Genomic DNA, 19,363 nt, shown 5'->3' on the forward strand with positions numbered 1-19,363 from the left:
TGCATGCTGACGAGACAACCCTTCAGGTGTTGAAGGAAGCGGGACGCACAGCTCAAAGCAAATCTTACATGTGGGTATTTGCCACTGGAGAGACCAGTCGGGCACCGATACGGATCTTCCGTTATAATGCCGGTCGAAATGGAAAGGTCGCTGCAGACTTTCTTGGAGACTACAAGGGGTACCTACATACAGATGGGTATTCTGGGTATGGCAAAGTGGAGGGAATCTCCCGGTGCGCCTGCTGGAGTCATGTAAGGCGCTATTTTGTGGATGCGCTGCCGAAAGACAGCAAAAATCCGGAATCCACATTGCCTAAGATTGGGATTGCCTATTGCAATAAGCTTTTCGATATAGAGAGCGACCTCAAAGCGCTAAGTCCTGAAGACAGAAAAACTAAACGCCTTGAACTGGAATTGCCGGTTCTGGAGGCCTTTTGGTCGTGGGTTGAAGACACATTGCCGAAAGTACTCTCGAAATCCAAGATTGGCAAGGCACTTCAATATGCCCTCAATCATAAAGACTGGTTAATGACCTACCTGAAAGACGGTAACTGCGCTATTTCAAACAACTTAGCCGAAAATAGCATCCGACCATTTACTGTTGGAAGAAAAAACTGGCTCTTCTCCGCGAGTCCGGCAGGTGCTGATGCCAGCGCTGTTGTATTTAGTATCGTCGAGACGGCCAAGGCAAATGGTCTCAATCCACACAAGTACTTGGAATATCTATTGCGCGAAATCCCATCCATGGAAATTGTGAAGAACAAAGAAGAGCTTGATTCCCTACTCCCCTGGGATCCGACAATCCAAGCAGCTTGTGCAGTTAGGAATTAACGAAGAAATATAGGTGGCCTCCTGGCTGCCTTTTTTTATTGGGCACAGATGATTATTAACCGCTTACAATGAAAGGGGATGGCCAATTGAAGTATTCAGAAGTTGAAGTAAAGAAAATACTGAAAGCAGGCGACTTGAGTCTCGAAGAACAGATCAAGTTTAACATCTTGAATTTTATCAGGACAATTCATCTTAATAAACTGGACTTTATTGAATCATCCTTCGGGTCCGAGTTCTTTGGTGAGCTGCCCATGACCTTTAAGAAAAATCCTGGTCAGGTGATGGGGCTGATCACTGCCACCCTAAATGGTGAAGTTCGGAAGTACGTCTTTAACGACAAAGGGTATGAGCCTTTAGAGAATCTGATTAAATTAGGTGGAGAATAGAGAAAACCCGTCAAGCATTTTAGCCTGGCGGGACTTTGTTATTTTTGGAAGTAGAGTTCTTCGTAACCGTCATCGGTTAGAAAAAGGATACTCATATCAACATTAAGTCTTATATTTTTATATCGATCAACAAGTTGCTCCCCAATAGCTCTTAGGTTGATGAAAAGGGAATATTTAGTTACTGGTCCTTGATATGTTGCTAACCTTCCAACTCTTAACATGAAATCGTGTCTTTGCATGCCTAAGCCAACAGGATAGCTTGAAGTATCACTAATGAATTTAAAATCAATATGCCACACTTCTTTCCCTCTTGTGGCTATTATGTCACCAAGCGATCCACGATCTTGTTTCTCTACAGTGTATCCTTGTTGAATCAGCTTAGGTGTAATATGCTCAATACCCATATCTTCAAATTCTTTTGCTTGCTGCATAAACTCTCTTCTGCCTTCTGGTGAACCCGACTGGAACTTTTGTGTATCTGTAGATGTGTAGTCTTGTGTTAAATCAGTGAAATAGCTTGTAGGGACCTCTAAAGCACTGGATAGAGTAGAGATCTTATCATAAGGTAAGTTCTTAATGCCACCGGTCTCATATCTTTGGAGGGTTGATTTACTCATACCGGTTTTATCTGCGAGTTGCTGATAAGTCAGGTCGAGGAACAATCTTCTTGCCCTAAGACGTCTTCTGAGTTCTTGAAGTTCTTCATTATTTAATGATTTATCTGCCATGAAAGCACCTCCTTTCAAAAGTTTCTCTTTAATATAGTTTACAACAGCGAGAAACAATATGCAACAAAAATATAAAAGTTTCTAAAATGGGATTGACGAATTATGTATCCTTAGAGTATAATGATAGACAAGAACTCCATATTTTTTTAATCTGAATATCCTAAATCAGAAACAAAATAGACTGTGTTGCTTATAGCCAAATCGAAATGCACGTTACCGAAAGGAGATGACAGTCAAAAAAATATTTTTCATGATAAATCTTTAAATATCAAGCATCGCTGGGTTCCGTGGTTAAATGAGAAAAATATCACATAGACAGAACGTATGTTCGGTTATATAATGTAAATAAGCCTATAGCCACGGTAAGAATTTACAATGAATCACGGGGAACTATGATTCACATCAAAAAATAATCGGACCAAGGAGGAAAACCGGATGGTAGAAGATCAAAGCTTAGTCAACGTTAAATGCCCTATGTGTGAAACCACACTTGTCACGGTTGAAATGGGTGAAGAAGTGAAAGGGCCGTTTCAACATAAGTGCGGAAAGTGCAAACGGTACTGGCGCGTTGACTACACAAAAAAGGTTGTGACTCATGTTAGAGGGAAAGTAGAAAAAACACCAATTAAAAAATGGTTGCTTGACCTGAAAACAGGAGAGAGTAAACCTCATATACATTAAGCTTTACTGAGACGAGAAGGAGCCAATTATGATGGGCCGTACCTGGTACCCGGATCGTATAAACAACAATAAACAAATTTGAAAAGTCTGCAATCACACAATCCTGACAAAAACAACTTCATCAACTTCGCTCGCGGTGACAGGTACAAATCGCGAAAATGATGAAATTGTTTTACAATTCAACCGTAACCCATTGTCCATGATAATGGGTTTTATAAGAGATGCGACTTCCATAATTTAACACAAACTAAAGTACAGCTCCACATCTCATCCCTAAATTGACATTTAAGGAACAGCTTCAAGTGAGGGGTTAAGATGGAGGTACATGACCATCGGCTGAAATATCAACAGGATGAGTCCAAAATCATTGATGATTTGAGCGTTAATGACGTAAGTGTTATAATATATTGTGATTAATTTGAGTTGGAGGAGACAACATTGCTGTACATTAGCCATGAATAGTGAGTTGCCATTTAAGATTGAACCATTGAAATAGTCTCAAATAGCAAACTTCAAGTTACCTATTACTATGTGAAAATAATCCGATTAAACTGTATAGCGGAAATGAACATTAACGACCACAGGAATGTCACTTGCTTCAAAGTGGTGATTATCTGATCTCTTAATTTTTTAAGGAGGATGATCAATGCTTATATCAGTAAAAGATGTAAAACCGTTAAAAAACTATGAACTTTTACTAAGTTTCGACAATTGCGAGATGAGAATTTTTGATATGAAGCCATATTTGAATAAAGGGATCTACAAAGAACTTAAAGATGTTACATTGTTTGAATCAGTAAAAGTTAGTTTTGACAGTATTGAATGGAAAAATCATATTGATATTGACCCAGAATTTTTATATTTTAAGTCAAAGCCATATTTAATATAGGTTCTGACGAATCTGGCGCGGACTGGCCGGTACAAGTCAACTTTAACCCATTATTGTACGACAGATAATGGGTTAAAAAAGAGATGCAACTTCCATATTTTAGATAAAATGGTGGGGAGAGAGGAAAGGAAACCATCGGCAGATTCTTGGTTCTTGTCAATTATAGATTTAAAGAGGAATTGAATATTTCGTTCGCGTAGAGCAGGCATCTCGATGAAATTGAGCACCAATCCCGGGAACTGAATAGGCCAATTATAAACAACCCAATGTTTTCGGAAATATCAACCGTAACATTTCGTGAATTACAACCGGATGATATCGGTGGATTATCCCGGATGAATTCGAAAAAGAATTAAATCCAAAGCTTTTTATTTCGTTTTATGAGACAAAATGAAATAATGATGATGTTATGAAGTTAATTATTTCAATGAGATCATCTGAAGCTTGGTTGGGGATGGATGACCATCGGCAAATATCTTTGACTTTTGATGATGACGCCCCAAGTTTTAGGAACTGAAGGAGCTGAGAAAGCCATGGATAAACTGCATTTTGACGGGAAAATTATTTCTGTTCAGCCTCGCATACGGCTAACGAGATCTTTTGACCAGTTTTCGCATACGTACCTGGGGTACGCGGTGAGACTGGAGGGGGAGATTGACAACCGGCCATCCACATTTTCTGTTGGGATTGGCAAAGCGGCGCAGGCGAAGCATCAGCTAAAAGTGAATGATGTTATTTCCGGGGCGTGTCTGCCGGTGGCGGATCCGTCTTTGGAGCCGGTTGAATTTTACAAAGTATCAAAGCTTCAAGTGGTTTCTGCGGGAGAGGCAGGCAGCCCTTCAGAGCCTTGGGAACTCACTCCTCCGGAGCTTGAAGTCTACAGGGAGCGGGGGCACAGACGGCTGGCGGCAAGGACTTATGATACAAAATGCAGCAGCTGCTGCTGGGGTGTCCGAATGGCGGTGGAGATCATTATTGACCAGTGGGATCCCAGGGGACGTGTGGACTACAGAGACGAAACCTTTTGCTACGGGCCGCTGAGCTGCAAGCATTATAAAGCTGGGGCCAAGCGGAGGGTTGAGGGGCGAAAAGGCATGGTCTATGTGGAAGAGGACTGGGTTGATGAGGAGATGACGGGGCACAGGGAACCGGATGAGTAGCGGGGATTGAGGTATGGGGGCAGCGGGCGAAGCAGCTCGTGGACAACATGTGCCGTCAAATTGAGATTAATCTTTAAGCTTTAAACCTAAACAAGACTAAGAAATACGAATAATTTATGGGTATAACCCTAAAACCATATTATTTCTGAAGTGTTTAAGTTCCTCAAATAGTGACAATAACAGATAAATTTGAAAGGAAGGGGCGCATTATGGGTAAGTTTGATCAGGACATTGAAGCACTCTTTGAAACACTTGTCGCTATAAGACGCAGGCTGCACCAGCAGCCGGAGCTGGGTTTCGACCTGCCTGCAACTATAGAGACAATTACGGCGGTACTGCAACAGCACCAAATCCCTTACGAGATCGTCGCGGGAAGCGGCATCCTTGCTCAAATCGGTCGCACGGAAGGCCCTGCGATCATGTTGCGGGCGGATCTGGACGCGCTGCCCATTGAGGAGGCGACAAACCTCCCTTATAAGTCTGCCATTGAAAACAAAATGCATGGGAGACTGGCGACATCATAGGTCAGAGTGGACCGGTCATGGCGGGCAGCATTCCCTTTGAGATTCAGATCGCCGGAAAAGGCGGCCATGGCTCCGCACCTGAGAACGCCATTGATCCAATTTACGCCGCGGTGCAGATCTACCAGGCTCTGCAGTCCGTCAAAATGCGCGAGATCAGTGCCCAGGAGCCGATGGTGATGACCATTGGGGAATTCGCCTTTGGGAAAACCTGCAATGTCATCCCTCAAAGCGGGCAGATGTCCGGCACCATACGGTTCTTTAAAAAAGAAGTCGGCGCATACGCCATCCAGCGGATCGAGGAGATTGTCACAGCGCTGGCTGCCGCCCTGCGTGTTGAAGCCACCTTTATAACCGGCGTATTTTTGCCGCCAGTGATCAATGATGCATCACTCACGCAGAAGCTGCTGCCATCTATCCAGGCAGAACTTGGCGAGGACAAAGTCAGGGACTACCAGCATAAATTTATGAGCTCTGAGGATTTCGCCTTTTACGGGGAAGCGGTTCCGGTTCTGTATCTGAACATGGGCGCGGGCTCGAAAGCAGCGGGCTATGACTGTTCTCTGCACCATCCTAAAGTAGAGTTCGACGAGAACGCCATGAAGTTTGGCGTCGCGGCGCTGGTGAGCGCGGCGCTTGGGTTTTTGGAGGTTTAGTTACCATCTGCTACTGGATTATCTCGATGCCAGGCGTGATTTTGGTATCTCGGTGCCAGGGAACCGGATGGGTGGCAATGAACGCAAGAAGGAGGTCAACCCCATGAAAATAGTAATGTTAACGGGCAGCCCGCATATTCAGGGCACCACTGCGCTGCTGGCAGATGAATTTTACGCTGGTGCTTTAGAGGCTGGTCATGAAATCGTGCGCTTTGATACGGCGCAGCTGAAAATTGAACCTTGCCTGGGGTGTGATCACTGCAGGATTATCAGCGGCAGCTGCGTCCATGAGGATGACATGAACCAGATTCTCGACCATTTGCTGGAGGCGGAGGCTTTGGTCCTGGTGACGCCGCTCTATTATTTTGGGATGACTGCGCAGCTCAAGCGGGCTGTGGACCGGTTCTATGCCATTAATCCGGCGCTGCTGGAAGCACCGAAAAAGGTTTATCTGATCAGTGCGGGCGCGGATCAGGATCCATGGGCCATGGAGGCACTGGTAGCTCATTACAGGACGATTTGCCGGTATCTGAACTGGGAAGCCGCAGGAGAAATCCTGGCCCTTGGTGCGGGGGTGCCGCGGGACCTTGAAGGGAGTGAAGCGCTGGTTAAGGCGCGGAGGATGGGTAAGGCGTGAGATGAAAAATAAATTTCATGGACTGCTGGAGTAATCCGCCAAACAAAAAAGCCCATTATCGTAATTCAAGATAATGGGCTCCATTTGAAACGAGACTTCCATATATTCACATTTTGTTGCTGGCATTGCCATTTTTCAGTCAGTCGCCATCAAAAATTCAATAATATGGATCACACGAATCCCGGAGAAGTCGCTGTAGATATTTTTATCCATGGTGAGAATGAACTTTGGGTAATGATCAGGGATCGCTTCGAGAGGCCGCAGCTCCCGCGTTCGGGTTTTCTCATCCAGGATGCTTGCGCAGACTTGAAAGTAGGCCTTTTCGTTTGGCTTCGTCGCGACAAAATCCACTTCCAAAGCTCCAATTTTGCCGATGGTCACCTCATACCCACGCCTCAGAAGCTCCAAATAATGGGCCGTACCTGGCACCCGGATCGTATAAACAACGTTAAACTAATTTGAAAAGTCTGCAATCACTTAGTTCTTTCAAAAACAACTTCATCAACTTCACTGGTGGTGACAGGTACAAATCGCGAAAATGATGAAATTGTTTTACAATTCAACAGCAACCCATTGTCCATGATAATGGGTTTTGTAAGAGATGCAACTTCCATAATTTAACACGATTTTAGCTTAGCTACACAACTCTTCCCTAAATCAGACTTTAAGGAGTAGTTTGTTGACACTCTTAGATTAATGGTAAGAGATGGTCAGAATGAGAGAGCAAAATGTATTGTTCCAGGACATTGTTCACGAGCAATTATTGAATGAGAAGATTGCGATTATAACACTTTGAGGACAATCAACATAGTTTGTTAATGGAATTCAATGGCGAAAAACTGACTCCATTTGCTATCCATGAGTTACCCATGATACTGTCATAATGTTGATAGACAATTGACCTATGAGTGAGCGTGATGGTATTATTAAAGCCAATTTAAAAGAAGTGAGGCGAATCTCAATGAATGAATACATCATCGCACTGACTAATCTATATGGCATGGTTCATAGAGACAAAGTGGTAGAGATTTATAACATTCAAAACAAAGATCAGATTTCCAGCCAAGATCTGGATGTCTATTTTACTGAATCATCAGAAAAACTTGAAAATCATTTTATTGAAACTTATCAAGATTATTTCGTCCATAAGACTGTCATGGAATTTGATGAATTCGATTTGATGTTGAGAAAGAAAGCCGACAAACCATATTTTGTTCCAAAGAAAGAGGAACTTCTAAAATATGTTGATGAAAGGTATTATGAAAGAACTTTGCAATATAATGCTCTTCTGAGCTATGTGAAAAAGAAATTTTCTTTTGATAATGAGGAGAAAGCTGAATGGCTTTGCGATGATATTCACGGCATCTGCCAATTTGGAGCAGATATGGATGCTATCTTTGACTCATTCAATGTGAGCGGAATTATCTTTAAAGACACTACCCAGATTAATGAAGTAATGAAGCTTGTTATGGAACTCGCCAATAATATAAGAATATGGGAAAACAACGGTCATACACCTCATGAAATCTCATCGAAATATGAGAAAGCGAGCTTAAGGCCAATGTCAAATCAACCTTTTGAATCTGTTGTTAAAAAAGAAAAAATTGGGCGGAACGATCCATGCCCATGCGGCAGCGGAAAGAAATATAAAAAGTGCTGTATGGGGAAAGAGGAATTGAGTTAGATTTAAAAAGTGAGCATAAAAGTAAATGCTCACATAACAGACTAATCAGATGCAGGACATAACGAATTAAAAATGGGTCTTTCGGTTCCAGGGCCAGGCAACAAAGATGAAACTTGATAAATTGTTGTACAATTCTAACCCTTTGTCTTTTGATAATGGGTTAATAAAAAGACGCGACTTCCATGTTTTTGATATACTGGTGGGAAGTGAGGAATGGGAACCATCGGCGGAGTCTTGGCTCTTGTCTATTATAGATTCAAGAAGGATCCTAACCATATGAAAATATTAGTTGCCGGCTGATATGGCCTGGAGATATTGCTGTGTGTTATGCTGACGCTTCTTAGGCTGAGCAGGAGCTTGGGTGGAAGGTGGAGCTTGGGATTGAGGACATGGTGAGAGATTCTTGGGGTATGAGAAGGCAAATGGGAAGTAATGGTAAACCTGCTGTGTTTGAAATAGGCTGGCTAACTTAGAAAATTGAATATAAGGCGGGTTTTTAATATGATATTTCTGAATTAATGTGGGAGGTTGCAAAAATGGAACATCATTAATTGGACTACTATCCGATTCCAAAGGACAAAACACCACTATATATAAATGAACCCTGGCTGATTGACGAATCTATTTTGGAAAATTTGCCGCGTACCAGTGAACCGGAATCTCAGGAAGATAATATTCGTGTTTATATCCCGTTGGATATAAACAAAAGGGCAATTCTTAGAAGACTGAAGATGACGATCGTGCATTATGGTGAGGTAAACGAAAAAAATGAATCAGATTTTCAGATGGATGTTGAAACACTGATTTCACAGGTTGAAATCTATGATCAGGTATGGTTTGTGAGACATATGCCAACTGAGGGAGTGCATAGTAGGGAAGCAATCGAACTTGTTAAAGAGGTGATCTCGCTGTTAGAACAAATCCCTGACGGATGTGCTGAAACATTTCCGTTTGCAATGATTGATTCACTGATAAACGAGTATATAAAGGTTTGAGTATGAAAAACACAGGAAGCGACTCGCCCGTTGTGATCTCCTGATTTATGGGGATCAGTGGGGGTTACGTCTCGAATCACTTGACGTACCCGTACCTGGCAGTGCACCAAGATAAGGGCGCGTCAAATAGTGGTTATAAACCCCACTGAGAAAGGACTAACAAGCCGCTCGCAGCGGGTCTTGACATATGGGCTGTATCTGGCACCAGAATCGTATTACAATGTTAAACAAATTTAAAAAGTCTGCAATCACACGATTTCTATAAAAACAACTTCATCAACTTTGCTCGTGGTACAAACTGTGTTTTGTTGTTCAAAACAATTTCAGGTGAAATACTATTTTTCTAGTAGGAGTTGGATAAATGCCGAACTATCTTGAATATAGAAGATCAATTTCAAAAGAATTAATTTCAATAAAAGATAGGGTTAGGAATTTTATTGATACCAACCATTGGGGCGAAGACGGAAGATATAAAGAGATTATATTAAGTGAAACTCTAAAGAACCTGTTACCACAAAATGTTATAGTAGCAACAGGTTTTGTGATGGGTGCAGCAAATCAAATAAGTAAACAAATTGATATAATTATATATAGAAAAGAGTATCCTGTACTTTTCAAAATTGCTGATTTTGTTGTAGTGCCTAAAGAAAGTGTTGTTGGAATTATTGAAGTTAAATCGAAACTTGAAAGTGCAAATATTAAATCAACAGTTGAAAATTGTCATTCAAATGGCCAATTGATTGGAGATCATATATTTAATGGTATATTTGGTTATGAAACTGGATTTTCTTTAAATGATGGTAATAACCTTAGTAATAGTATTGAAAATACTTTACGAAATAATTGTGGCTATTTGAATAATATTTGCTTTGGTAAAGATTATTTTATGAAATACTGGCATTCTGGAAATCCTAAAATAAATGATAATGTCAAATGCTATAGTTTTTACGAAATTGAAGATTTGGCATTTGGTTATTTTATTTCTAACTTAATTGAAGATATTTATATTCAAACTAACAATCGAAGAATAAGTGGTATTATCAAATCAAGTTTGTATCCAATTGAACAAACTAAAGAAGCGCATAGATTAGATAGTTTAGAAATAAAAATCATGAGTGAACAATAAGATGGTCTGCACCTGGTACCCGAATCGTATAAACAACGCAAAACAAATTTGAAAAGCGTGCATTTACTTAGTACTGACAAAAACAACTTCATCAACTTCGTTGGTGGGAGCGATAGGCGTCAGCCGCAGGTACAAATCGCGAAAATGATGAAATTGTTTTACAATTAAACCGTAACCCATTGTCCATGATAATGGGTTTTATAAGAGATGCGACTTCCATAATTTAACACAAACTAAAGTACAGCTACGCAACTCATCCCTAAATTGACAATTAAGGAGCAGTTGAGAGTAACTTTGGCGCGGTCAGTTATAATATAAAAATAGCTGCAAAAAATATGATGTGTAGTTATTTACGGTCTTAGTGCAGTTATTGGAATAACCAACACACCATCTTCCCGGGTATAACCAAATTTGCTTAAGCCGCAGATCACACCTAAAAGCTCTGGCGCTTTCGCCTTAGGATCTTCCGTCATCATTTTCTGGATTGCCAACAGCTCCTGTGCTGCCTCATCAATCTGGTTTGCACCAAGTTTGATATCAAAAGCGCCCCATCTGCATCCCCTATTCAGATTGGATATCATAAAATATTTTGGTAGGTATTATTATAGAATATAAAATTTTTCAATGCTATAATAGATGAAATTCTCTCGTTAAATTCAAGTGATTTTACACATTTTAATTATTATTAATAATATTCTTATTGGAGCTGATTGATTTGAATAAAAAGTTACAACTTATTGTTTATCAGCTTAGTAAATTTAAATTCTTCAATCCTAAAATAATTATAAATATGTTTATTAATATTATAATTATAACAACAATATTTTCTATTAATTCATCCGCGAATGAAGATCGTAATTATTTAATTTTTGCTGGTGGAACGACATCTCCACCATTTGAATTTCTAGATGAAAGCGGGAACTATGTTGGATTTAATGTTGACTTAATACATGCGATTTCTAATGAATTAGGTAGAGAGATTAGACTTATTCCTCGTGATTGGCTTGGAACATATGAATCACTCCAAAATGGTGAGATAGATGCTATACAAGGAATGAACTTCAATGCACAAAGAAAAGAAATTTATGACTTTTCATCTGCATATCTACTTAATTCATCAATTTGCTTTGTTAACCAATATAATAATGAAATCAAAGATTTCGAAGATTTAAAAGGTCATATAGTTGCGGTAGAAAGAAATGGATATGCTGCATACATACTTGCGGAAATGGGCGAAATAGAAGTTATGTTTATGTCTGACATGGAAGATGCATTTGAGCGACTATTAAAAGGTGAAATTGATGCTGTTTTTTGCAACAAATTAACAGGAGTTTATATACTACGTGATCGCGGATGGGAATCTCGAATACATACCATTGGAAATGAAATCAACCAGGTAGATTACGGGATTGCAGTTAAAAAAGGGAATATATTACTGTTGTCAGAAATTAATGTAGCACTTGAAAAGATAAAAGGAGACGGAACCTATAATAAAATCTATGAAAAATGGTTTGGCCTTGAAGACTCTTTATGGAGCTTATTAAAAAAATATGCATATCTTGTAGGTATAATAATTACTGTTTTTTTTGTGACTATTGCCCTAATAACTAAATGGAATCGTACATTAAAAAGGGAGGTAGATAGACAAACAAAAGAATTAAGGGGAGCCAATCAGGCCTTAGCTGAACATAAGGAGACAATTGAAGAGAGTAATCACTTTAAGCTACAGATCATTGATAGTCTTCAAATAGGACTTATTACATTTGATTCTGAAAAGAAATTAACTACATTAAATCGTTTCGCAGAAAATTTATTTGAATTCAACAGAGAAGAAGCAATTGGTAGTACTTTTGAAGAAATCGGTCTTGACCAATATTTTAAAGTGGATTTGATTGACCGATGTATTGCAAACGCTGAAGCGATAGTAATTCACGAAACAATATTCCACCTGCCACAAGGAGAAAAGTATTATAACTGTTTACTTTCACCACTCGTAGAGGGGATATCGAATTGTACAGGTGGTGTCATGACGTTTAAATGTATTGATGAAGATAAGCGAATAAGATTGGAACTTGCACAGAAAGACAAAATGAGTTCATTAGGGACATTAATATCTGGAATTGCTCATGAAATCAGAAATCCTTTGAGTACAATTAATACATACATTGAACTGCTACCTGTAAAATATGATAACGAAAAATTTCGGAACAAGATTATAAGTCAATTACCTAATGAGATTAATCGTTTAGACGAAATGCTTACAGATTTACTAAATTATGCAAAGCCTAAGAAATCTGATTTCCAATTATTCTACATCGAGGAATTGTTGACTGAAGTAATCGACTTATTCGAACCTATCCTATCTTCAAAAAATATTACTATTGAAACGTCTATTAAGAATAAAGTCGAACTGTATGCAGATAGAAATAAAATTAAACAAATTTTTATAAACCTAATATTAAATTCAGTAGATGCAGTTGATGAGAAAGGTCATATTAAAATAAGCATTACTGAACTTGTAAATTCAATTATTATTGAGTTTATAGATAATGGTTGTGGTATCAACTCAGAAAATTTGTCAAGAGTTTTTGATCCTTTCTTTACAACTAAGCAAAAGGGCACAGGGCTAGGTTTGGCTACGTGTTATCAATACATTAATGAACATAAAGGCAAAATGAAGATAGATAGTAAAATTGATAATGGTACAATTGTTAAACTGATCTTACCAAAAGGATGTGAACATAATGAATAAAATCTTAATAGTAGACGATGAAGTTGCATTATGTGAAGCACTTGAATTTGTTCTAGAAGATGAGTATGAAGTTCAAACGCTTCAAAATCCATCAAATATCATAAGGATTATTGATGCTTTTTCACCTGATGTTGTGTTGCTTGATCTAAAGATAGGTGAAGCTAACGGAATTGATGTATTGAAAACCATAAAAAAGGAAAATCCAAATATTGAAGTTATTATTATGACTGCTTTTGGAAGCATAGACTCAACGGTGGAAGCGATAAAAATTGGTGCATTTAATTATTTAATTAAACCAGTTAAATCAGAAGAATTGAAAGTTTTTATTAAGAAAGCAATTGAATATAGGAATTTAAACAATTCCTTTAATAATTTGCGAATGGTAATTGAGGATGAATATTCAATTAAGGGTGTTATTGGAAGATCTAACAAATTTGTAAAAGCTCTTGAAACAATACACAAAATTAAAGATTTTGATTCTACGGTGTTGATATTGGGTGAAAGTGGTACTGGTAAAGACGTAATCGCTAAAGCACTACATTTTGAAAGTCCAAGAAGATCTCATAATCTTGAGATAGTTAACTGTGCGGCTATCCCATCGAATTTATTAGAAAGTGAGTTATTTGGTTATGAGAAAGGCGCTTTCACTGGAGCAGATAGAAAGCGTATTGGTCGATTTGAACTAGCACATCAAGGTACTATATTTCTTGATGAAATTGGAGAAATGGATTTATCGCTGCAAGCGAAAATTTTAAGAGTTGTTGAGGATATGACAATTACGCCAATTGGTTCTGAAAAACGAAAGCAGATCAATGTGCGTGTCATTGCTGCAACAAATCGTGATCTTAATGAACTAATTAAAAGTGGCCAATTTCGAGAAGACTTATACTATAGGTTAAATGTAATCGCGATTAGTCTGCCACCTTTGAGGGAACGAAAAGAAGATATATCATTATTTGTAAAATATTTTCTTGATAAATTTAATAAGAAATTTTGCAAAAACATTGTAGGCTTTGACATTGAGGCATATAAGCACTTGGAAAATTATTATTTTCCAGGTAATATAAGAGAATTGGAAAACTTAATGGAACGAATTGTTGCATTATCAGATCAAACAACAATTGACCTAAAACTGTTATCCAATTATTTAGATGCAAATTATGACTCGTCAAAAGACAATCAAAATTATTTATCAATGAAAGTTGCAACACCTTTGAAGACTTTAGAAAAATTAATGATTGAAAGTACTCTTGATTACTTTAATGGTAATCGAGGGAAAACAGCAGCGGCTCTACAAATAAGTGAGCGTAAATTACTTTATAAAATTAAAGAATATGAATTTAGTTAAAAAAATACCGCAAATTTTGCGTGTGAAAAGCGCAAATGTTGCGGTATTTATATTGCCATTCGTCAATAGAAGATTGAAAATAGAGCATTCTAAGCTTTGGCACGAGTTTTGCTTATAAATATATCAAGTCGTATCAAAACGACTAGATTAATTTAGGAGGGATTCATTTGGAAACGAAAAGAACTACAAAAATCACAGCTCTTATTCTCGTTTTACTTCTTTTGGCAAGTTTAATGGTAGGTTGCCGAGCAAGCACACCAGAACCTGCACCAGCATCTGAGGCACAGCAATCTAGTACTGTACCACAAGATAAATATGTTATGAAGTTCGCACATGATTATACTACTAATTCTCCGTATCATGAGGCAGCAGTTAAATTCAAGGAATTGGTCGAAGCTAAGTCAGAGGGTAGAATGGAAGTTCAAATTTATCCTGCTCAACAACTAGGCAGTGCACGTGAAATGATCGAAGGTATGCAAATGGGTACAATTGAAATGGTTTGGACACCTACTGCAAAATTTGCCGGATTTGATCAACGGTTAACTCTGATTGATCTACCTTATCTATTCAAAGATGAGGATACAATGTGGAAAGCGCTTGAGGGTGAACTCGGTCAAAAATTAATGGGATATCTTGAGCCGATAGGTATAAAAGGTATATCATTTTGTGCCGAAGGTTACAAAATTTTTACAGCCAATAAACCTATAAAATCTCCTGAAGATTTTGCTGGAATGAAAATTAGAACAATGGAAGCCCCTGTCATTATGGCTCAATTTAAAGCATGGGGTGCTAATCCAGTACCAATTGACTTTGCTGAAGTATATAATGCATTGCAGCAAAAAGTAGTTGATGGCCAAGAAAATCCAATTATTACAATTCATGATATGAAATTTTATGAAGTTCAGGATTACTTAAGTGTAGCAGATCATGCATATTTAACATATTTCTTAAGTGCAAGTAAGAAATGGTATGATGGACTACCTGAGGATTTGCAGAAAATTGTAATGGATTCCGGTCTTGAAATGACTGAATATCATAAGGGATTAATAAAAGATGCAAACGATAGGTATCTACAAAATGTTCAGGATTATGGAACTCAAATTTATGTGCTTAATGATGAGGAAAGACAGGCTTTAAAAGATTCAGCAATTGGAATTTATGCAGAATTTGAAGAAGTATTTGGAAAAGAACTAATTGAAGAGGCTTTAAGTTACTCCAATTAATAGATCAATCGACATTTCATATATTCCCCTCAAAAAGGCCCCATTGAGATTAAGTTCTTTTTGGGGCCTCCCCCTTATATAAATCAATAGATTGGAGGTTTGATTTATGAAACAGTTTGGAAGATTGCTCTCTTGGATTGAAGAAAGTATATCGGGTTTTCTTTTAATTTCAACAACTTTATTACTTTTCACTAATGTCCTTTTAAGATATGTTTTTTCAAACTCAACAACATGGGCAGAAGAGCTAATAAGATACGGTATGATTTGGGTCACATTCATTGGGGGCAGCATATGTGCCAGAAATAAACTTCATGTAGGCATCGACATTGTATTAACATACTTTAAACCATTTGCAAGAAAAGTGCTTGAAACTATTGCAGAATTAATGAGTGCATTTTTTTGCGCAATTCTAACGTTACTAAGTTTCCAAAATACAATGCTTGTTTTTGAAACAGCACAAAAGAGTCCGGCACTAATGATGCCAATTTGGTTAGTGTATTTGGCAATGCCAATAGGGTCATTTCTAATGACGGTAAGGTTTTTGCAAAGTGCTTGGAAAACAGCAAATGACCAACATAAGAAAAATGACGATCCACTTGACATGTCTACATTATAAAGGAGGTTAAGCCATGGTAGCATTTATTTTTCTGGTATTCTTTGTGTTAATTTTAATAAATACGCCTGTATTTGTGGCTTTGTCTTTATCGGCATTTTCTGCAATTTATTTTTTTACTGATTTACCCTTAATGGTAGTTGCTCAGCGCATGCTTGGTGGTATTGATAAATTTTCATTAATGTCTGTTCCGTTTTTTATACTTGGGGCTAATGTAATGAAAAAAGGGGGCATAGCGACACGTATTTTAAAATGGTCAGAAGTAATGGTTGGAAACAAGACGGGAGGATTAGCATTAACCACTATAGTAGCGTGTATGTTCTTTGGAGCTGTTTCTGGTTCATCACCAGCGACGGTAATTGCAATTGGTGGGTTAATGTATCCGGCATTAAAAGCTAAAAAATACGATGGGGGCTTCAACGTTGGATTAATTACTTCTAGTGGTTCAATTGCATTACTTATTCCACCAAGTATCAGTGCGATTATATACGGTGCAGTCACTGGCGCATCAGTTGGGGCTCTTTTCATGGCTGGCGCAGGGGCTGGATTAATTTACTCGTTATCATATCTAGCTTATTCATACTGGTATGCAAAAAAGAACAATATTGAGACAGGAGAAAAAACTACATTTCAGCAAAAGTTAAATGCAACACTTGCTGCCAGTTGGGCACTTGGCATACCAATTATCATTATGGGTGGTATTTACTTAGGAATTTTCACACCGACTGAAGCGTCTGGAGTTGCAGCGATTTATGCTATATTAATAAGTATATTAGTTTATAAAGAGATGAGTCTGTTGGATCTAGCTAAAACATGTGTTGATTCAGCACAGTCCACAGCTCAATTAATGGTTTTATTAGCTGCAGCCTCATTGTTTGGATGGGTTTTAACGGTTGCGCAGGTACCACAAGATTTGACGAATTTAATTATTGGTGGAAATTTTGGGCCTGTTGCATTCCTCTTTATGGTAAATGTTTTACTTTTGGTCGCTGGTATGTTTATAGACGGATCTTCGGCTATTATTATCACAGCACCGTTACTTTATCCGATCGCGATGCAACTTGGTATAAATCCAATTCACTTAGGCGTTATTATGGTTACAAATGCGGCTATTGGTATGTTTACACCGCCATTTGGTCTTAATTTATTTGTTGCTCAACCTGCTACTGGAGAGGATATGAAATCGATAATGCGTGGAGTTTTACCATTCGTTGCAATAAGCATTATAGCATTGTTTATAATTACATATATTCCTGACATTTCACTTTTCCTACCAAGGATGGTTTATGGAAAAGTATGAATCATGAATTGAATTGTATTCAATCACATAGGGAGGTTTATTGTGGGCAAGCTAAGACTCGTTTTTAATTCGCAAAACTCTCTGAAGTTGGGTACATTCACTTCTGGTCTTGTCGCTAGTGTTTTTGGATGTACTGGGCCACTGTTAATTGTTATTAATGCTGCAAATAAAATGCTGCTTTCAACTGAACAAACTGTATCTTGGATCTTTTCCATCTATTTTTTCGGGGGTTTACTTGGAGTAATTTTGTCTCTCAAATATAAGATGCCTATTAGTGGTGCGTATTCAATTGCAGGAGCTGCAATGATACTAAATAGTGGGCAGATTTATCAATTTGAAGAAATGATTTTTGGATATTTAATCTCTGGATTAATTATATTTTTAGTTGGTATATCCGGTTTTAAAGAGAATATTATTAGACATATACCACTACCAATTGTAATGGGAATGATTGCGGGAGTATTGACAAAATTCAGCATTAATATGGTAACGACAATAAGTAATAATTTAATTATGGGTGGAATTATTCTCATATCATATTTTATCGCAATGAGATTCGCACCCAAAATACCACCAATAATCTTGGCGTTTCTATCAGGAATAGCTTACGTGGTACTATCGAACGAGTTTTCAATATCAAGTGTATCGTTAGACTGGATGATGCCGGCGATCTATATACCAAAAATTAGTTTTGATGTGATTTTCGTTATTTCAGTACCATTAAGCATCCTTATATTAGGTTCTGAAAACACACAAGCAATAGGTGTCTTGATAGCTCAAGGATATAAGCCTCCTATAAATTCGATGACTATTTTCAGCGGAATCGCCAGCATGGTCGCATCTTTTTTCGGTGGTCATGCAGCTAATATAGCAGGACCTATGACAGCAATTTGTGCATCACCTGAATCAAGTCTAAACAAAAATGATCGATATATGGCATCTGTGGTTAATGGAATTATTTATTTGGTATTTGGAATTTTTGCAAGTGTAAGCATCTCGTTAATAAATTCAATTCCAAATAGTGTAGTGATAATATTAGCTGGATTATCACTAATAAGCGTAATAATGAAAGCTTATAATAGTTCTTTTTGTAGTCCGAATTTTAAATTAGGTAGTATATTTGCGTTTTTTATTGCATTAAGCGATTTGAAATTTTATGGGATAACATCTCCGATATTTGCACTGTTAGTAGGGGTAGTTGTAAGTTCAATTGTTGAGAGCTCAGATTTTAAGCAAACTTAAATTGGTACATCTGATATTCATTTAGAAATGCGAAACGCTCTTTACAACAATTACTGATGGTCATGATTTGCAGTCTGTTGTTTAAGACCACAGTTTATGACCTTGCCTTGCTCATGGACAATGTCCAGGAACAACAACTTTTGCTCTCATGTTTTGTCAATGTTACAATGCTAAGTATTGACTGGCATTGAGGTGAAATAGAAAAGCACCGCTGTGCGATCTCTCTCCGGCAAGATTGATTGTCAACTTCCATAAAAAAATGTGACTAACCCGAAAATAATCAGTCAAAGCCCGTATTTCTGAGGATTTGCTTGCAAAGATACGGGCTTAATGTTATACTGTATTTAGTCACATATGTTACTAAAAAGGAGGACGAATATGTACCTCGATTTTCTAGTCAAAATACCAGAAGCAGCAGGTAAAATTACCTACAGAAAACGAGACGACTCCTGTTATGTTTACTATGAGTACGATAGGATCTATGATCCTACGCGAAAATTTACGAACGTAAAGAGAGCGATGATTGGTAAGCAATCCAAAGCTGATCATCTTATGATGCAGCCAAACCAGAACTACCTGAAGTTCTTCCCGG

20 protein-coding genes and 1 pseudogene are annotated in these 19,363 nt (G+C 38.0%); 18 read left to right on the plus strand and 3 right to left on the minus strand.

All coding sequences use genetic code 11. The annotated features are described in order from the left end of the window. Both tnpC and BLP63_RS16175 read left to right on the plus strand, forming a co-directional pair. A partial coding sequence (gene tnpC / locus BLP63_RS16170) for an IS66 family transposase (protein WP_139159846.1) occupies positions 1-830 on the plus strand: 830 nt, incomplete at its 5' end. Between the two features lie 86 nt (positions 831-916). Next, on the plus strand, positions 917-1,216 hold the full coding sequence (locus tag BLP63_RS16175; RefSeq protein WP_207646497.1) for a hypothetical protein: 300 nt from the start codon (positions 917-919) through the stop codon (positions 1,214-1,216). Between the two features lie 38 nt (positions 1,217-1,254). Here the strand turns inward: BLP63_RS16175 and BLP63_RS16180 are convergent, their stop codons facing one another. Then, a complete protein-coding gene (locus tag BLP63_RS16180; RefSeq protein ID WP_092593455.1) occupies positions 1,255-1,944 on the minus strand; it encodes a helix-turn-helix domain-containing protein in 690 nt (229 codons plus the stop codon). A gap of 435 nt (positions 1,945-2,379) precedes the next feature. On the opposite strand from BLP63_RS16180, the gene BLP63_RS16185 reads away from it, so the two are divergent. The 6 genes from BLP63_RS16185 to BLP63_RS16210 all read left to right on the plus strand — a co-directional run bounded on the left by BLP63_RS16185 (position 2,380) and on the right by BLP63_RS16210 (position 6,488). Continuing rightward, a complete protein-coding gene (locus tag BLP63_RS16185; RefSeq protein WP_092593457.1) occupies positions 2,380-2,625 on the plus strand; it encodes a hypothetical protein in 246 nt (81 codons plus the stop codon). A gap of 646 nt (positions 2,626-3,271) precedes the next feature. After that, a complete protein-coding gene (locus BLP63_RS16190) occupies positions 3,272-3,514 on the plus strand; it encodes a DUF2442 domain-containing protein (RefSeq protein WP_092593459.1) in 243 nt (80 codons plus the stop codon). 533 nt (positions 3,515-4,047) lie between these two features. After that, positions 4,048-4,674: a hypothetical protein gene (locus tag BLP63_RS16195; protein ID WP_092593461.1), complete on the plus strand. Its 627-nt coding sequence runs from the start codon at positions 4,048-4,050 to the stop codon at positions 4,672-4,674. 209 nt (positions 4,675-4,883) lie between these two features. Next, complete coding sequence (locus BLP63_RS16200; protein WP_092593462.1) at positions 4,884-5,198, plus strand: zinc-binding metallopeptidase family protein; 315 nt, start codon at positions 4,884-4,886, stop codon at positions 5,196-5,198. A gap of 17 nt (positions 5,199-5,215) precedes the next feature. Continuing rightward, on the plus strand, positions 5,216-5,851 hold the full coding sequence (locus tag BLP63_RS16205; RefSeq protein ID WP_092593464.1) for a M20 metallopeptidase family protein: 636 nt from the start codon (positions 5,216-5,218) through the stop codon (positions 5,849-5,851). A 103-nt stretch (positions 5,852-5,954) separates the two neighbouring features. Then, positions 5,955-6,488: a flavodoxin family protein gene (locus tag BLP63_RS16210; RefSeq protein WP_092593466.1), complete on the plus strand. Its 534-nt coding sequence runs from the start codon at positions 5,955-5,957 to the stop codon at positions 6,486-6,488. A 135-nt stretch (positions 6,489-6,623) separates the two neighbouring features. Here BLP63_RS16210 and BLP63_RS16215 read toward each other — a convergent pair whose 3' ends face one another. Further along, complete coding sequence (locus BLP63_RS16215; RefSeq protein ID WP_242870953.1) at positions 6,624-6,869, minus strand: ATP-binding protein; 246 nt, start codon at positions 6,867-6,869, stop codon at positions 6,624-6,626. 1,204 nt (positions 6,870-8,073) lie between these two features. On the opposite strand from BLP63_RS16215, the pseudogene BLP63_RS17310 reads away from it, so the two are divergent. The 3 genes and pseudogenes from BLP63_RS17310 to BLP63_RS16230 form a co-directional block, all read left to right on the plus strand. Next, positions 8,074-8,172 (plus strand): annotated as a pseudogene (locus BLP63_RS17310) (SEC-C metal-binding domain-containing protein); the annotation flags it as partial. 551 nt (positions 8,173-8,723) lie between these two features. Further along, positions 8,724-9,167 carry a hypothetical protein gene (locus BLP63_RS16225; RefSeq protein ID WP_092593470.1) on the plus strand — a complete coding sequence of 148 codons (444 nt, stop codon included), beginning with the start codon at positions 8,724-8,726 and terminating at the stop codon, positions 9,165-9,167. 361 nt (positions 9,168-9,528) lie between these two features. Further along, complete coding sequence (locus BLP63_RS16230; protein WP_092593472.1) at positions 9,529-10,293, plus strand: DUF6602 domain-containing protein; 765 nt, start codon at positions 9,529-9,531, stop codon at positions 10,291-10,293. A gap of 350 nt (positions 10,294-10,643) precedes the next feature. Here the strand turns inward: BLP63_RS16230 and BLP63_RS16945 are convergent, their stop codons facing one another. Beyond that, positions 10,644-10,784: a hypothetical protein gene (locus tag BLP63_RS16945; RefSeq protein ID WP_170829513.1), complete on the minus strand. Its 141-nt coding sequence runs from the start codon at positions 10,782-10,784 to the stop codon at positions 10,644-10,646. Positions 10,785-11,008: 224 nt separating this feature from the next. Between BLP63_RS16945 and BLP63_RS16240 the strand changes: the two genes are divergently transcribed. From BLP63_RS16240 to BLP63_RS16995, 7 genes are all read left to right on the plus strand, one after another. After that, complete coding sequence (locus tag BLP63_RS16240; protein ID WP_092593476.1) at positions 11,009-13,045, plus strand: transporter substrate-binding domain-containing protein; 2,037 nt, start codon at positions 11,009-11,011, stop codon at positions 13,043-13,045. Continuing rightward, complete coding sequence (locus tag BLP63_RS16245) at positions 13,038-14,393, plus strand: sigma-54-dependent transcriptional regulator (RefSeq protein WP_092593478.1); 1,356 nt, start codon at positions 13,038-13,040, stop codon at positions 14,391-14,393. Before BLP63_RS16240 ends, BLP63_RS16245 begins: the two co-directional genes overlap by 8 nt. Before the next feature lie 167 nt (positions 14,394-14,560). Next, on the plus strand, positions 14,561-15,616 hold the full coding sequence (locus tag BLP63_RS16250) for a TRAP transporter substrate-binding protein (protein WP_092593480.1): 1,056 nt from the start codon (positions 14,561-14,563) through the stop codon (positions 15,614-15,616). 106 nt (positions 15,617-15,722) lie between these two features. Continuing rightward, entirely contained in the window at positions 15,723-16,232 is a 510-nt protein-coding gene (locus BLP63_RS16255; protein ID WP_092593482.1) for a TRAP transporter small permease, read from the plus strand. Between the two features lie 13 nt (positions 16,233-16,245). Further along, positions 16,246-17,529, plus strand: a complete 1,284-nt coding sequence (locus BLP63_RS16260; protein WP_092593484.1) for a TRAP transporter large permease — start codon at positions 16,246-16,248, stop codon at positions 17,527-17,529. A 42-nt stretch (positions 17,530-17,571) separates the two neighbouring features. Further along, the gene (locus BLP63_RS16265; RefSeq protein WP_170829514.1) at positions 17,572-18,771 is read left to right on the plus strand and encodes a benzoate/H(+) symporter BenE family transporter; all 1,200 of its coding nucleotides are present in this window, start codon (positions 17,572-17,574) and stop codon (positions 18,769-18,771) included. Positions 18,772-19,149: 378 nt separating this feature from the next. After that, positions 19,150-19,363: hypothetical protein (locus BLP63_RS16995; RefSeq protein WP_330387195.1), on the plus strand; the 214-nt coding region annotated here is incomplete at its 3' end.

This window comes from Acidaminobacter hydrogenoformans DSM 2784 (assembly GCF_900103005.1).
Taxonomy (GTDB): domain Bacteria; phylum Bacillota; class Clostridia; order Peptostreptococcales; family Acidaminobacteraceae; genus Acidaminobacter; species Acidaminobacter hydrogenoformans.

Excerpts from the sequence above, each read along its gene's own strand:
- BLP63_RS16180 (WP_092593455.1), bottom strand. The coding sequence starts at position 1,944 with ATGGCAGATAAATCATTAAATAATGAAGAACTTCAAGAACTCAGAAGA.
- BLP63_RS16185 (WP_092593457.1), top strand. The coding sequence starts at position 2,380 with ATGGTAGAAGATCAAAGCTTAGTCAACGTTAAATGCCCTATGTGTGAA.
- BLP63_RS16190 (WP_092593459.1), top strand. The coding sequence starts at position 3,272 with ATGCTTATATCAGTAAAAGATGTAAAACCGTTAAAAAACTATGAACTT.
- BLP63_RS16195 (WP_092593461.1), top strand. The coding sequence starts at position 4,048 with ATGGATAAACTGCATTTTGACGGGAAAATTATTTCTGTTCAGCCTCGC.
- BLP63_RS16200 (WP_092593462.1), top strand. The coding sequence starts at position 4,884 with ATGGGTAAGTTTGATCAGGACATTGAAGCACTCTTTGAAACACTTGTC.
- BLP63_RS16205 (WP_092593464.1), top strand. The coding sequence starts at position 5,216 with ATGGCGGGCAGCATTCCCTTTGAGATTCAGATCGCCGGAAAAGGCGGC.
- BLP63_RS16210 (WP_092593466.1), top strand. The coding sequence starts at position 5,955 with ATGAAAATAGTAATGTTAACGGGCAGCCCGCATATTCAGGGCACCACT.
- BLP63_RS16230 (WP_092593472.1), top strand. The coding sequence starts at position 9,529 with ATGCCGAACTATCTTGAATATAGAAGATCAATTTCAAAAGAATTAATT.
- BLP63_RS16245 (WP_092593478.1), top strand. The coding sequence starts at position 13,038 with ATGAATAAAATCTTAATAGTAGACGATGAAGTTGCATTATGTGAAGCA.
- BLP63_RS16255 (WP_092593482.1), top strand. The coding sequence starts at position 15,723 with ATGAAACAGTTTGGAAGATTGCTCTCTTGGATTGAAGAAAGTATATCG.
- BLP63_RS16260 (WP_092593484.1), top strand. The coding sequence starts at position 16,246 with ATGGTAGCATTTATTTTTCTGGTATTCTTTGTGTTAATTTTAATAAAT.